Origin of the sequence: Reichenbachiella carrageenanivorans (assembly GCF_025639805.1) — a bacterium.
Classification (GTDB): domain Bacteria; phylum Bacteroidota; class Bacteroidia; order Cytophagales; family Cyclobacteriaceae; genus Reichenbachiella; species Reichenbachiella carrageenanivorans.
The window spans coordinates 3,768,478-3,782,968 of sequence record NZ_CP106735.1 but is presented as its reverse complement, the minus strand read 5'-3'; the positions used below and the strand labels follow the sequence as shown (position 1 = coordinate 3,782,968).

General features: G+C 40.1%; 11 protein-coding genes. 5 read left to right on the top strand and 6 right to left on the bottom strand.

The window, feature by feature from the left end; all coding sequences use genetic code 11:
- Window positions 1-38 precede the first annotated feature (38 nt).
- The 3 genes from N7E81_RS15295 to N7E81_RS15285 form a co-directional block, all read right to left on the bottom strand.
- Complete coding sequence (locus tag N7E81_RS15295) at window positions 39-764, bottom strand: hypothetical protein (RefSeq protein ID WP_263050469.1); 726 nt, start codon at window positions 762-764, stop codon at window positions 39-41.
- Window positions 761-3,685 carry a M15 family metallopeptidase domain-containing protein gene (locus N7E81_RS15290; protein ID WP_263050468.1) on the bottom strand — a complete coding sequence of 975 codons (2,925 nt, stop codon included), beginning with the start codon at window positions 3,683-3,685 and terminating at the stop codon, window positions 761-763. Before N7E81_RS15290 ends, N7E81_RS15295 begins: the two co-directional genes overlap by 4 nt.
- Window positions 3,686-3,770: 85 nt before the next feature.
- Window positions 3,771-4,469 (bottom strand): RsmE family RNA methyltransferase, encoded by a 699-nt coding sequence (locus N7E81_RS15285; RefSeq protein WP_263050467.1) that lies wholly within the window; start codon window positions 4,467-4,469, stop codon window positions 3,771-3,773.
- A 236-nt stretch (window positions 4,470-4,705) separates the two neighbouring features.
- Here N7E81_RS15285 and N7E81_RS15280 point away from each other — a divergent pair, with 236 nt between their 5' ends.
- Window positions 4,706-6,871, top strand: coding sequence for a glutamine synthetase III family protein (locus N7E81_RS15280; RefSeq protein ID WP_263050466.1), 2,166 nt, complete (start codon window positions 4,706-4,708; stop codon window positions 6,869-6,871).
- Window positions 6,872-7,042: 171 nt separating this feature from the next.
- On the top strand, window positions 7,043-7,885 hold the full coding sequence (locus N7E81_RS15275) for a tetratricopeptide repeat protein (protein WP_263050465.1): 843 nt from the start codon (window positions 7,043-7,045) through the stop codon (window positions 7,883-7,885).
- Between the two features lie 82 nt (window positions 7,886-7,967).
- Here N7E81_RS15275 and N7E81_RS15270 read toward each other — a convergent pair whose 3' ends face one another.
- Window positions 7,968-8,846, bottom strand: coding sequence for a DUF2911 domain-containing protein (locus N7E81_RS15270; protein WP_263050464.1), 879 nt, complete (start codon window positions 8,844-8,846; stop codon window positions 7,968-7,970).
- Window positions 8,847-8,914: 68 nt separating this feature from the next.
- On the opposite strand from N7E81_RS15270, the gene N7E81_RS15265 reads away from it, so the two are divergent.
- On the top strand, window positions 8,915-9,520 hold the full coding sequence (locus tag N7E81_RS15265; protein ID WP_263050463.1) for a DNA-3-methyladenine glycosylase: 606 nt from the start codon (window positions 8,915-8,917) through the stop codon (window positions 9,518-9,520).
- 54 nt (window positions 9,521-9,574) lie between these two features.
- On the top strand, window positions 9,575-10,483 hold the full coding sequence (locus N7E81_RS15260; protein WP_263050462.1) for a hypothetical protein: 909 nt from the start codon (window positions 9,575-9,577) through the stop codon (window positions 10,481-10,483).
- A gap of 100 nt (window positions 10,484-10,583) precedes the next feature.
- Here N7E81_RS15260 and N7E81_RS15255 read toward each other — a convergent pair whose 3' ends face one another.
- Both N7E81_RS15255 and N7E81_RS15250 read right to left on the bottom strand, forming a co-directional pair.
- Window positions 10,584-11,150: a hypothetical protein gene (locus N7E81_RS15255; RefSeq protein WP_263050461.1), complete on the bottom strand. Its 567-nt coding sequence runs from the start codon at window positions 11,148-11,150 to the stop codon at window positions 10,584-10,586.
- 14 nt (window positions 11,151-11,164) lie between these two features.
- Window positions 11,165-12,496: an LPP20 family lipoprotein gene (locus N7E81_RS15250; RefSeq protein WP_263050460.1), complete on the bottom strand. Its 1,332-nt coding sequence runs from the start codon at window positions 12,494-12,496 to the stop codon at window positions 11,165-11,167.
- A 248-nt stretch (window positions 12,497-12,744) separates the two neighbouring features.
- Here N7E81_RS15250 and N7E81_RS15245 point away from each other — a divergent pair, with 248 nt between their 5' ends.
- Entirely contained in the window at window positions 12,745-14,469 is a 1,725-nt protein-coding gene (locus tag N7E81_RS15245) for a hypothetical protein (RefSeq protein WP_263050459.1), read from the top strand.
- Window positions 14,470-14,491 lie beyond the last annotated feature (22 nt).

Below are 14,491 nucleotides of genomic sequence, written 5' to 3'. Positions count from 1 at the left end.
ATGGCATGATTCTTATTGATGAAAGAAGCCCAATCTCTTTATTTTTTATCAACCACTCTGAAGTCATATAACAACCACTTATTCTCCTCTCTGAGATAAAAAAACAAGAGTTGTTTCTCTGTTGGGAATTGATAAAACAAGTAATGTGGGACTGCTAGGATGGCTTCTGTATCACTTGGAAAGGAGATCATCTCCATTAGGCAAGTTTGAACTGAATCAGGGCTTAGGTCTACGGCAACTTTAAATTCATCACCTTCCTGATAAGGCTTATAAATATTATGCTGATTCTTTAAATACTCTTTGTATAAATTAAACTGTCCTTGATATAGTTTTCGAAATTCGTAGGTGATTGAGTCGTTTGTCATCAAACCAGCGAGATTCTGGGGGAGCTGTGCCGCTATGCATCGTTGGACTAACTCTGATTTGTAATCTGAAGTAAGTACTTGTGTGTTTTTAATTGAGTCTTGAAGACCTGAGTGAATATACTCTAGGATATTAGTGTCCGCTTTTTGAGCTCTACTCACACCTCTTATTCGCCAATTACCCTGCCATAATTCCATTCCGTGATTACTATTTACATACCAGTTGCTTAAATCCATGTATGCTCCAATGAGTTTGATTTTTTTCTTCCAAATAGTTTCATTTTCCCAATGCGTGCTATCAGGTATAAAAAAATAGTTATCAAGATCAATCTTTGTACTCTGTTCGCAAGAGTAAAAAGACACTAATACCGCAAATAGAAATAACATAATGTGTTTGCTCATCTTTTTTTATTTTTAGCATAATCTGCTTCCTCTCCCGAAACAGCTAAATCTGATAGCTCAAAATGCCACGTTTCCCCCCAGCTACCCGCTCGGACTACACCAAACTTATGCGCGATTAAATCAACCATGGCATCTTTTTGATTAATGAAATTATGACGATTGATATCCATTGCACCTCCAGAAACGTGAATCGATAATCTATCCGGCTTTGGAAGAGGCCAAAATAAAGGCTCTTCCTTATATCCTTGAGCCGCTGTGTCGGCCTTATTGTCTCTCCCCATTGAAAGGGTTTTTACATAAGCCTGTACTTTATCATAATGGATACCAACTGCTTCATTATTCGCGTCTAATATAAAATGAGATTTCTTAGCCCATTTGTGTCCATGATGATCTTCAACAAAATCTCCAACTAAGTAACCGTCCTCACTGTTATACATCATGATCAAATTAGCTTTGACCGTGGCAGCACTCTTGCCAGTCAGTATATAATACTGTACTGCGAAACCATGTGCTCTTTTCGGACTTCGTACTCCGTCATTGACCTTCATGTCGCCTTGGTAGAGCCCTGCCATTACGAGAAACTTGTGAAATCGCTCCATTCTGGACTGGAATACACCACTGAGTTGAGCACCGTCGGCATTGGCTTCTTCAGACGGGAGAATAAATTGGGCGGAGACGTCTGCTGTTAGTTTATCAAAGTATTTAGTTTCTCTGGCAGCTTTTTCGGCGAGCTGAAGTACCTTGGCATAGTCGCTATCCTCTTTGATGCCTAGAGCCTCTTCCAGTGCCTGTGTTTTTTTGTAGTATTCTTCTGCAGAGGTTTCATTGCTGTATTCTGTTGCACTGATTTTTTCTATCATGCCAAAGGTATATTGTTTATAGTTGGATAGCTCTTTGTCTGTTTTTCCACCTATAGTAATGTTGCCATCTGCTCCAATGCCTTTGCTTGTCTGGAAGGCCTTGATCACATCGATGAACTCTTTGGAGCTGATACCTTTGATAAGCGAATCTTCGGGCACATTATGCTTACTAGCTTGTAGAGCTTTGGCTACTCTGATGACGTCTGCTTTGTTGTTTTCTGCCTTGTTTACGCTCTTGTCTTTATTAGTATAATCGGCTCCCACATCACCTGTCAGTTTGGATGTAAAGCCTTTGGCTAGAATGGTGTTTAGTTTATTCCTATTGGCATAGATTTTTTCAAGCCCACTATCAAATGAGCCTGATTCAGGAAATAGTGCTTTGATGGTGCCTTTGCCTGGAGAGATGATGCCGTCACTTTTGTTTTTTCCAAATTGGTCTTTTTGAAAATCTTCAATCGCAGTGATGAGCTTTTTATCACTAAGGCCATTTTGAAGATTGTCATTGGAAAGCTCATAGCCTTTTTCTTTGAGTTTGCGAGCGACCATTTTTACATCATCTTTGTAGTTGTCGGCATTGTTGGCGCCTACGCTGCCTGACAGATTGTGGTTAAAGGTCTTCTTGAGTAGTCGCTTGTCTGCACTTATATCGGTTGTTGTTTCATATTCAGGGGGTTGTGTTATTGGTGTAGGTGATTTCTTGGGATCTAATGCTTTGTATAGTCTTGCCTTCTCGGTTTTAAACTCATTATAAATTTCATCATACCAATGGGTCAATGAGTTGAGCAAGGTCTGAAGAAGTTCTTTATGAGTACTAGCTATCTGAGCGTCAGTTAGCAGGTTTAATAATTTGACAGCTAACTCTTCGTTATCGTTTTTCTGAAGAACTTTTTGGACTATAGATGGATTGTGAATCACATACTCCACCAATACAGCGGCCAAAGCATCCAAATCCTCATATTGTGTAATGAAATTCTTCTCTATGTGCTCATCCGTTGCAGGCTCTGCCTGGATACACTTGATTCGATCCGCTTCCTCTTCTGCTCTTTGGCGGGCTGCTTCTGTAGCTTTCTTTTGTTGTTCTTCGGCTTTCGCTGCTGCAGCGCGTTTGGCTTTGATGGCTGGGTACTCGGCTAATTTCTTCTGTACATGATCACAGTCCATGCCTTCGGACCGCATCTTCAAAAGAGTCTTGCTGTCTGGTCCAGCTATGTTGCCGTCTGATTTGTTCCAGTGTAGTACTTCTTCTTGAAACCTACGGATGGCAGCAATGGTTTGCTGAATTTTCTCTTGTTCTACCGATGGGGTGGGGGTATTGTTGACTGCCGTGGTTTCGTTGGCAAAGTCTGATTCGGAGAGTAGTCCCAAGCGAAGCAAGGCTCGCTGGATGACGAGTACGTCGGCCTTGAGGTTTTTGGCATGGGCACCTACTCCTGCTGTGATTTGGGTGTTGGTGGGGGTTACTTGATTGGTAGAGGTCTCCACTAGCACCCCTTGAGTGGGTGCCGAAGCGGGCTCCTCTTCATGGATCATGATGCCCCACTTGATGCCTGCAAATCCTTTTTCGAGGGCTTGCACAAAAGGTTTGTGGCCGATCTTGAAGCCTTGCATCCGCATGTTGTGATCGAAGTCCGAAAAGTATTGTTTGATTTCCGGATATTGAAGCCTGACTTTTGCGATGTAGTCTTTTTGCAGCTTGTAGTAATAAGTGCTCTGCACCGCATTGACCTGACTTTGTATGATCGCCTTTTCTCGTGCTCTCGCTTCCGCACGGTATTCTTCGGGCGTTCGTTTGGGGTAGCTGGCTTCTTCTGCTCGCTTGGCTTCTGCCTTTTGAGCTTCTTGTTGCGCTATTTCTTCTTGCCGTTTTATTTGCTGGTCTAGCAGCTCTTTTGCGATACGCTCATTTTCTTCTGGATGCGCCAGATCATACGCCCGCATTTTGTCCATTCGCTCAGCGTCTTTTCTAATCGCTTCTTTTTTCTCTTCGGAATAGCGCTCCTCGGTATCTTGGTCTTTCGTTGAAAGGGTGTTGCTGCTTTTTTCTTCTTTATCAGCGTACATAGGCGGGTAAGGTGTAGGTTGGTTAAAGACTGCTAAATTATTAATTATTTTGAATTTATGCAGAAGGTGTCGTATGCTAGGCTTTCTATTGATTAATCAGATTTACAGTATGTACCGCAGCTACGCCTGCTGTCTCCGTGCGTAGTACATTTTTGCCTAGGCTTACCATTTCAAACTTAGCATTTTTAAGGAGGTCGATCTCTTCTGGTGAGAAATCACCTTCAGGCCCAATGAGAATGAGACAATGTGTTTTAGGGAGGAGCTTCTTTTGTAATAAGTCTTCGGTGCCTGTTTCCACATAAGCGACATACTTATTAGCCTCTTCTTTTTGACTATTTACGAAATCTTTCAGTTTTTTTAATTCATTGACCTGACATTTCCAGAAATTTTTGGATTGTTTCATCGCACTGATAGCTTTTTTTTCTAATCGTTCGTGATTCACCTTTTTTCGCTCTGTTCTTTGGGTTTGAATAATGGAGATTTCATCTACACCCATTTCGCATGCTTTTTCTACAAACCATTCTAGCCTATCCACGCTTTTGGTAGGGGCAATGGCGAGGTGTACACGAAAACATTTCGCTTTGGCTTTGGTCTTCTCTATTATTTTGAAGGTACACTTTCTCGGGTTGGGATCAGTGATTTCAACAAGATAGCTGTGCCCAAGACCATCCATGAGGGCAATTTGGTCTCCAGTTTTAGCACGAAGTACCTTCACTACATGAGCAGATTCTTCCAAACTAAGCATGGATTTGTCTTCAGGGTTTGTATGATAATAGAAATTCAAGGGTCAGCTTTTTGGCTAAAATAATGAAATGTGTAAAACCGAATCCATTTAAAGAATGCAGGAAATTGCAAATTTTGCATTTTGCACCCTAGATTATGGAAAAAGTGATGATTATGGGGTAAAAAAACACTACTCAGATAAAAAAGTACGAAATATATGTCTGATATGACTAAAAAGATAGGGGAATATTTATTTTTGTGTCATTCAATTTGAAATATAAACGATAGATATAAAATATGGCACACTTAAGATTCAAAGCGCTGGATTTGGTTCAATCCAGAAATAACATTGAATTCAAATTGCCAGAAGGCAAAATCTCTGATTACTTCGGAGAATTGGCATTCGGCACAGAGCAGATGAAAGCATCACTTTCTTCAGAAGTTTTCAAGAAAGTAGATAAAGCCATCCGAAGAGGAAAAAAAATTGACGCTGAAACAGCTGAAGCTGTAGCTGCTGCAGTGAAGACTTGGGCAATGAGCAAGGGCGTAACTCACTATACGCACTGGTTTCAGCCATTGACAGGTGCTACTGCTGAAAAGCACGATTCTTTCTTTGATCCATCTAAAGGTTTGGAGCAATTCAAAGGAAGTGCATTGGTTCAGCAAGAGCCTGACGCATCTTCTTTTCCAAATGGAGGAATTAGAAGTACGTTTGAAGCTAGAGGATATACCGCTTGGGATCCTAGCTCACCTATCTTTATCATCGACACTACGCTTTGTATCCCTACTATTTTTGTAGCCTATACAGGTGAAGCACTAGATTATAAGGCACCGTTGTTGAAATCTATGGATGCCATCGATAAAGCAGCTACAAGAGTGTGTAAGCTGTTTGATCGTAATGTAACTCAGGTTACTGCTTCATTGGGTTGGGAACAAGAATATTTCGTAGTAGACAAAGCTTTGTATGCCGCACGCCCTGACTTGGTTATGGCTGGTAGAACAGTATTTGGTCATAACCCTGCTAGAGGTCAGCAGTTGGATGATCACTACTTCGGAACGATCACTCCTAGAGTATTTGAATTCATGAAGGAATTTGAATATGAGTGCCAAAGACTCGGTATCCCAGTTATGACGCGTCACAACGAGGTAGCTCCAGCTCAGTTTGAGTGCGCACCTATGTACGAAGAAGTAAACAAGGGTACAGATCACAACCAATTGTTGAAGGATGTGATGGACAAAGTGGCGCTAAGACATGATTTGAAAGTTCTTTTTCATGAGAAGCCATTTGCTGGGTTGAACGGTAGTGGTAAGCACAACAACTGGTCATTATTGACTGACACTGGTGTGAACCTTTTCCAACCAAGTAGCAGCGCAAGAGAAAACTTGCAATTTTTGGTATACTTAGTATGTACGTTGAAAGCTGTACATGAGCATGCAGATTTGTTGAGAGCAAGTATTGCTTCTGCTGGTAATGACCACAGGTTGGGTGCCAACGAAGCTCCTCCTGCTATTATTTCTGCCTTTATCGGTGAGCAATTGACTAGCGTACTCGATGAATTAGAAAGAAACAGAGACGTACAAGTAGACAAAGGAGATAATTTGTATATGAAATTGGGTATTGATAAGATTCCTGAAATCATATTGGATAATACAGATAGAAACAGAACTTCTCCATTTGCTTTTACAGGAAATAAATTCGAATTCAGAGCAGTAGGGTCAGACGCCAACGTGGCTAACCCAATGACTGTATTGAACACGATCGTTGCGGATAGATTGAACCAATTTTATGCGGAAGTGTCTGCAAGAATTGATAAAGAGGGTACAGACAAGAAGTTGGCTATTATTGGTAGACTGAGAGAGTACGTTCAAGAGTCAAAAGCCATCAGATTCGAAGGCGATGGTTACTCTGATGAGTGGGCTGAAGAAGCGGCTAAAAGAGGATTGTCTAACGTGAAAGATACAGCTAGAGCACTGGATTTTTATGTGTCTGATGCGGCTCGTGAAGTGTTTACGAAAAATAACATCATGTCTGAAGTCGAAATCGAAGCTCGTCATGAGATCATGCTTGAGAATTATATCATGAAGATTCAGATCGAATCTCGCGTAATGGGAGACTTGGCATTGAATCACATCTTGCCTACAGCTATTACTTACCAAAACAAATTGATCAAGAATGCACAAGGATTGAAAGACTTGGGTATTGACAATACGGAAGTAATTGCTACGATTGAAAAAATATCTGAGTACGCATCAAGTGTAAAAGCGAATACACTTGCGATGATCGAAGCACGTAAGCAAGCTAACGAAATCGAAAGTAGTAGAGAAAAAGCTATCGCTTACTGCGATAATGTAAAAGGAGAATTCTTTGACAAAATCAGATATGCAGTGGATAAATTAGAGTTGTTTGTGGACGACGAAGATTGGCCATTAGTAAAATATAGAGAACTATTGTTTATTAGATAATTCATCAAATAAACAGGACTAAGTAAAAGCTTCAGATTATTCTGAAGCTTTTTTTGTTTCTATTAAACTAGTACTAATTATTCCATATTCATATGGAATAGATGACGAATGTCATGCCATAGTAAGAAGGGAATTTTTAGCTTTGCGTAAGCAAATAATAGTAAACCACACATGCGCATTATATACTTCTCATTTCTGATTCTATTTAGTTTTTTATCTGCTTGCAGTCCTATCAATAAGCAAAATAGAATTAAAAAGACCTTTGAAGCCGCTAACCAAAAGCTGAATGACGCCTATTACGATGATGCCATTGCTTTGTATTCTAAAGTATTAGAAATGGATCATGAGATTGTAGATGCACATATGAATAGAGGTGTGGCTTATTATGAGACGGGTCATTATGTGTTGGCCTTGGCTGATTATAACGAGGTACATCGTGTACGTCCAGCATTCCACGAGGTGTTGTTTAATCGAGCTTATACCTATCTAGCTATGGCGCGCTACGAAACAGCCATGGAGGACTTGAATACCTTGAAAAAACTATATCCAGATACGTCTCTGGTTTACAATGTAGAAGGTTATGTATATGGACAACAAGAAAACTACCAAGCGGCGAAGAAAAGCTTTGAAGCAGCCATTGCTCGGGATGCCAAACATTTTGACTCTTGGACAAATTTAGGTGTGATGAACTATCATTTGAAGAAATACGAAGAGGCAGAAGCAGCTTTCGGTCAGGCCTTGGAGCTACGTGGCAATGCGCCAGAAGTACTTAATCCGTTGTCGCTGGTCTATCTTGCTCAGCAACGGTTACAAAAAGCAGATTCTACTATTGATGTAGCTATTGGGTTAGTAGCGGATCAGGCTTATTTTTTGAATAACAAAGGTTTAATACAGATTCATTTGGAAAATTATGACTTGGCAGATTCATTGATTCGACGCAGTTTGCAGTTGGATGCGGATAACCCATCTGCTCAAGAAAATATGGAATTGCTGATGTCCAAAAGGACAGGTTGATGAAATGAAAACGGGTGTCTAAAGACCTAAATATGGTCTTTAGACACCCGATAAAACTATAATCTATTAATCTATTTCTAAATTACTTCAATGAAGCAATCAGTTCTTCATTTCTCTTCACATATCCAAAATCACCACTTGGGTTAGCTTTTGCAATAGCAATAGATTCTTTAGCTACTTTGATAGCCTCTTTCTTGTTACCTTGCTTAGCGAGTATTTGTGCTTTTGCGTGCACATTCCAGAATTGTTTGCTGTTTTCTCCAGTAGACAAATAAGTGTCAGCCCAAGTCAAAGCTTGATCCAGATTTTTTCCAGTAGATAAGTAGTATCTTGCTGCCGCCATCAAGTTGGCAGGGTCTACTACGGTGTTTTTAGCAATAGCAGCCATTACTTGCTCGTCGTAGGATACTTGTACTGGGATATTTACCGCAGTGTTTTCCCAAGTTAATTGGATGTTGGCGTTTTCACTATTTTCGCTGATATCAGATATGTTGTATGTCAAAGTGTTGACCATTTCTGTCAATTTGCTAGCTTTTACTTTGGCTTTCAACGCAGCTTTTGAATCGTCATATCCAGATACATTGCCACCTAATGCGATATCAGTGTAGAAAACTACTTCCCACTCTGATGCACCTGGCGTAGCCAAGAAAAGGTATTCGCCAGCAGCTAGGTCTTTGCCTGCTACTTTTACATCATCGCTAAATTTGATAGTAGTTCCAGCATTTGCACCAGCTCTCCATAATTTGCCATTTGGCACTAAGAAAGCATCACCTTCACCAAATATTTTTCTACCTTTCGTCTGTGGTCTTGAGTAGTTGATTTCGATTTCGGTAAGCCCTACTGTAGCAGATACCGATCCTGCAGGACTAGGTGCAGGCGTTTTGATTTGAGCAGTTCCATTAAATGAAATGGCAAATAGTGCTGCCACGAAACTGAATTTGAGCAGTTTGGTTGTGTACATAGTTAAATACATTTTTGATTGATAAAATTTACTGGCTTTATACGTGTATAAATGGGTTGGGTTGATCTATGAAGAAAGATAGTTTAAATATTTTGCCGAACGACTTTTACCTGCGGTCAAATGTGTTGGAAATTGCCAAGAATCTCTTGGGGAAAACACTTTGTACAGCGATAGATGGTGCGTACTGCAAAGGTAAAATAGTAGAAGTAGAAGCATATCGAGGGCATGACGACAAGGCATGTCATGCTAATAATGGCAAACGTACGGAGCGTACTGAGGTAATGTACCGTGCAGGAGGGTGTGCTTATGTATATCTGTGTTATGGCATTCATCATTTGTTTAATGTGGTCACCAATATAGAAGGAATTGCTGATGCTGTACTTATCAGAGCTTTGGAACCACTCGAAGGCATGGCTGTAATGAAGGCGAGGTTACAATCTTCTAACCAAAAACTCACTAACGGACCAGGTATATTGGCCAAATCGATGGGGATAAGCACACAGCTGACGGGCATAGCCCTAGTAGGTAATCATATCTGGATAGAAAATGCAGACCCTATAGACGACTTGCAAATCGTGACCACAACTCGTATAGGTGTGGATTATGCCGAGGAGGACGCTTTACTGCCTTGGCGGTTTTACCTAAAAGACAATGATTGGGTGAGTAAGAAGTGATTTGAAATAAGTGATTAGTATTTAAGAGTTGTTAAAGCATCAAACAGATAATAGATGAAGATATTTAGTTTAATCCTTCTGCTCTGCCTTTCGGTTAATGTATCCGCTCAATCACCCGTATTATTTATGCCCGATACCATATCCACAAGGTATAAAGAACGTGATATGACTATTTCATTAGATGGTAATCATCTATTGTATTCGATACATAATTACCAAGATGATCAGCGTATGATCGTGGAAATGAAGAAAACAGGCAAGGAGTGGGGGCAGCCCAAGTTGGTGGCTTTTTCAGGCCAGTACAAGGACATAGAGCCTATGTTTACACCTGATGGATCACGTTTATATTTTGCCTCTGATCGACCTCTGTTTGAGGGAGATCAATCTATGGATTATAATATTTGGTATGTAGATCGTACCCGAAAAGGTTGGAGTATTCCCGTGGTATTGGATAGTATGATCAATACAGATGGTGATGAATTTTACCCGTCAGTTTCAAATGCAGGTACTTTGTATTTTACAGCCACTAGGCCAGAGGGGATCGGTAAAGAGGATATTTTTTACAGCTTATCGCAAAATGGGGTTTTTAGTAAACCTATTGCTTTAGGTTCGGCTATCAATACGGTCACTTATGAGTTCAATGCATTTGTAGATCCAGACGAAAACTACCTCCTTTTTAGTTCTTATAAACGTCCTGACGGACTTGGGAGTGGGGATTTGTATATTGCCTATCGGGTACATGGTCAGTGGCAGCTCGCAGTCAATTTAGGGTCGGAGATCAATTCTCCTGATTTGGATTACTGCCCATTTGTATCGGCAGATGGAGAGACTTTGTACTTTACTAGTAATAGAAAAATAGCGCACAGTATTAGTAGCGTTCAAGAATTGCGTGAGTGGATGGATCGCCCTCAGAATGGTTTTGATGATATTTATTGTGTGCCGATGAATACGATTATTAAATAAGAGAAAATACAAAAGCTGTTTTAAAAGTCAGTTTACTATCATACATGAAATAGTTCTGAAACTTTTAAAACAGCTCTTTCAGCTCTGTTAATGCTGATACTTAGTTTCTCATTTTGTCCATTTCTTTTTCAAAAGTTTCTTTGAACTTCTCGTAGTCGTAGTCGATTTTTAGCTTGTCGTCATTTTTAATACGAGTTTCGATAGCTGTTTGTACAGCATCTACATCCATTTCTACAGCCATGTAGCATTTATATTTGCCATTTTTGTTTTCTGTAAGTTTTTCGCAAATCACTTTTACGTCATTCAATTGCTGATTTACTACTTCTCTGTTGAGTGCTTCAAAACGCTCTTCGATTTCTTCTACGTTGTTGAATTCTCTAGAGTTGATGTAGTTGTCTGTAGTGCTTTTGATGGTGGTTTCTACTTGACTTGCCAATGCCGCTTTACAGTTGCTAGATGCTTTTTTGCGAGCTATTTCCAAGTCGCTACTTTCACCAGTAGCATTGGCGCGAAAAGCCTTTTTGTCACTTCTGTATTCTGAGCCTGAGCAGTGAAGTACAATTTCGCTTTCTCCTTTAGATTGTGTGGCTTTTTGATTTCCCTTGCATCCTGCCATGAGCCCAATCGTGCAAATGACAGCCAGTGTGTTGATGTAGTTAATTTTCATAATTGTCTATTTTGTTAGTCTATTTTAATGAGATTAATTTCTGGTATTATTTCATATCTGAGTTGGGTGTCCAATGCAGACAATGCTTCTTCTTTTGCTTTGTTTTGTGAGCCTGATTTCACGCCTTTAATATCCGAATTGGTGGTATGATAGATCACAGCTTGTGTAGGCTGATGAATGATTCTGATCGAATAGTTCAATGTCTCACGATATAGATCATAACGTTCATCGTATTTGCTTTCGTGCCAGTGCCCATCTATATGTACTATAAATTGAGCGGTAGACTCATCTGCTACTTTGTTGAACAGGTGAGTGGTCAAAATAGATTGTGTTGATTTAATAACTCTGTTTTGATTTTCGCTTAGTGAAAATATAGCTGTTTGTGCCTCTACCTTTACATTGATGCGATCACTTGGCGCATCTCTTTTTTGTGAAAACATAGCTCTTAGGATGTTTTCAGTACTTTTTTTACCTAGAGACTTGTCTAAGTCTAATGCTACTTCTATAGATTGTGTGCTGTTGGCTTGGATGTTTACAATCGGGAGGAGCACCACACCCTTATCATTGCTTTTAGCGGGTTGATATAGCTCTTGAGACTCACCATACTTACCTATCAATAGCGAAAGATCTTTGGCTGGTTGGTCTTTGTATCTGGCCACGAAATATGGCGTTTCTCCATCACTTAGAGGTTTGAATACAAGTGGGTTTTCAGTGGTTCTGAAGGATAAGTTAGCAAATATGCTCACAACAGACTGGTGAATGTGATTGGCCAAGTCTATGCGCCCATGTTCGTGTACAAAGGCGGAAAGGTCTTCGTTTAAATGTGGCACAATTGCATCAAAAGCTTGCTTATAAATCTGTAGTGCATTGCCTATCTCGCCTTTTTCTTGTTCTTCTATGGCCTTTTCTAAAAGTGTCGTAGATAGCTTTTTGGCTTTGTCTAATTTGTCTTGTTTGATTTTTTTATAGTTTGCTATATCGAGACGGTAGTATACCCAATAGTAGCCTTTTTTTGTGTAGCTATCTACCAGTTCATATCCTTCTAGTTCGTCTTTGATTTTGGTTTGGGTCCATGATTCATAGGTGTCTTTGAGTACATTGTTTTCTTCTAGCTGATGAAAGACTGATGTGGATGATAACTCCACAGATATGTCTGAAATAATGTCGGCGAGTGCCTTGTTTTTAGCTATTTGATTGAAATCAGGAGTAGATGTAGCCACTCTAGCTATTCCTATGTAATAGGTGTCTGATACGGGTCTGTTTTTCACCCATTTTGGCTTGCCAGCTTGTGAAAAACTAGGAGTTCCTAGTATAAATAAAAATAGAACAGGTACAATGAATCGCATATGGTTTTGAGTTTATGCTACAATTAAATCAATTAGTGCGTGAGCTTACAAATATATTGCCAAAGAAAATGGATCAACTCATAATTTTTATGAACAATGTTCATACGACCTCATCCTATTGCCTACGTTACTTATATTCGCTAGGAATAGGATGTATTTAGTTGCTTTCACGAAATAACTTCAACGTACTTAAAACTATTTTATCTGTGCCATCATCCTAGTTGTGAAAGATAAAACTCATTTTGACTATGAAATTAATTAACACATTGGCGCTTTCTATACTCATCTGCACCACAGGATTGGCGCAATCGATCTCCCTCGGAGATGTATACCCTAAAGAGATGAAGATTCAAGGTTTTAGCGTAAGCCAAAACAGTGAGGTTGTTATTACAGGTACGGGAGCGGTATTTGAAGATGATTGGAAATACTTGATTTATTATGGGTGGATTATAGATGCAGAGACGAGAGCGGTCGTTTGGCATTTATTTGATTTTATGAAGAGGGAAGATATGGATGAGGTGGATGGACCATTTGATTTCAAAACCAAATTGAATTTAAAAAAAGGACACTATGAGCTCTACTTTGCGGGGATGTATGATAGTCGCAGTTGGAATAAATATAGAGATGAAGATGGAGACTGGTCTATTAGTGGACTGAGCGACACCATGGATTGGCTATTTGGTACGCGAGACAAAGAAAACTATAGGCGAAGCACACAAGATGAATTATATATTCGATTGGACGGAAAAATGATACAAACGACTGATGCTAACGTTTTTATGGAAAAGAAAAGGGCAGAGGCCATTGTGTCGTATGTGAAGGCAAAGGATAATGACCGGTTTACCAAGGGGTTTACTCTTTTAGGAGAGACCGAAGTACAAGTATATGCATTAGGTGAGGGCGATGACGATGAAATGTTTGACTATGCATGGGTTATAGATGCCAATACCCGTAAACGGGTTTTTGAGATGAGAAATAGAAACGCCAGGTTTGCAGGAGGAGCGACAAAAAACCTCGTGGTCAATGAAAAAATCACCTTGCCAGCAGGAGATTACTTGGTTAATTACACCACAGACGGTTCACATTCTTTTGAGCGATGGAATGCTTTGCCGCCAGATGATCCACAGTTTTGGGGAGTCAGTGTGTGGGCTGATAGCAAGAAGCATGTGGTCGCCTATCAAGAACCTAAAAATGGGAAGCCATTGGTTTCGCTGACGAGAGCCAGAGACAACGAGATGCTAGCTAAAGGCATTAGTATCAAAAAAACTATGGAGGTCAGGGTATTCTGCTTAGGAGAAGAAGGGCATGGTGATGATATGGCTGATTTTGGGTGGATTGTAGACGCTTCTACCAGAGAACGTATATGGGATATGAAACCATATAAAACAAAACACGCAGGAGGTGCGGATAAAAACCGATCGGTCGAAGAGGTAATTACTCTTGATCCAGGAGATTATATTGTGTACTATGCTACGGACGATTCACATGCCTATGGACGTTGGAATTCTAGCCAACCTTATGAACCAGAGATGTGGGGTATTACGGTTTGGGCAGTCAAGGAATCTGAGGTGAAAAATGTAGTGCCTTTTCATCCTGAGATGTATAAAAACAAAAATGAATTGGCTGTGATTATGATGGTGGGTGATCGTGCATTAATGAAAAAGACATTCTCGGTAGATCAAGATACTAAAGTCCGTGTGAAAGGATTGGGAGAAGGGAGTGGAAATGAAATGTACGACTTTGGATATATCAGAAATTTGGATACCGACGAAATCGTTTGGGAGATGGAATATCGTAATTCCGATCATGGAGGTGGTGCGAGAAAAAATCGATCATTTGACGAAACTATGACCTTGAAAAAAGGTGCCTATCGTGTCTACTACGAAACAGATGATTCGCACTCGTATCGCCGGTGGAACGATGATCCTCCTAATGACCCTGCCATGTGGGGAATCATGGTACTCAAGGATTAACAGAACGATGTTGATAAAGATT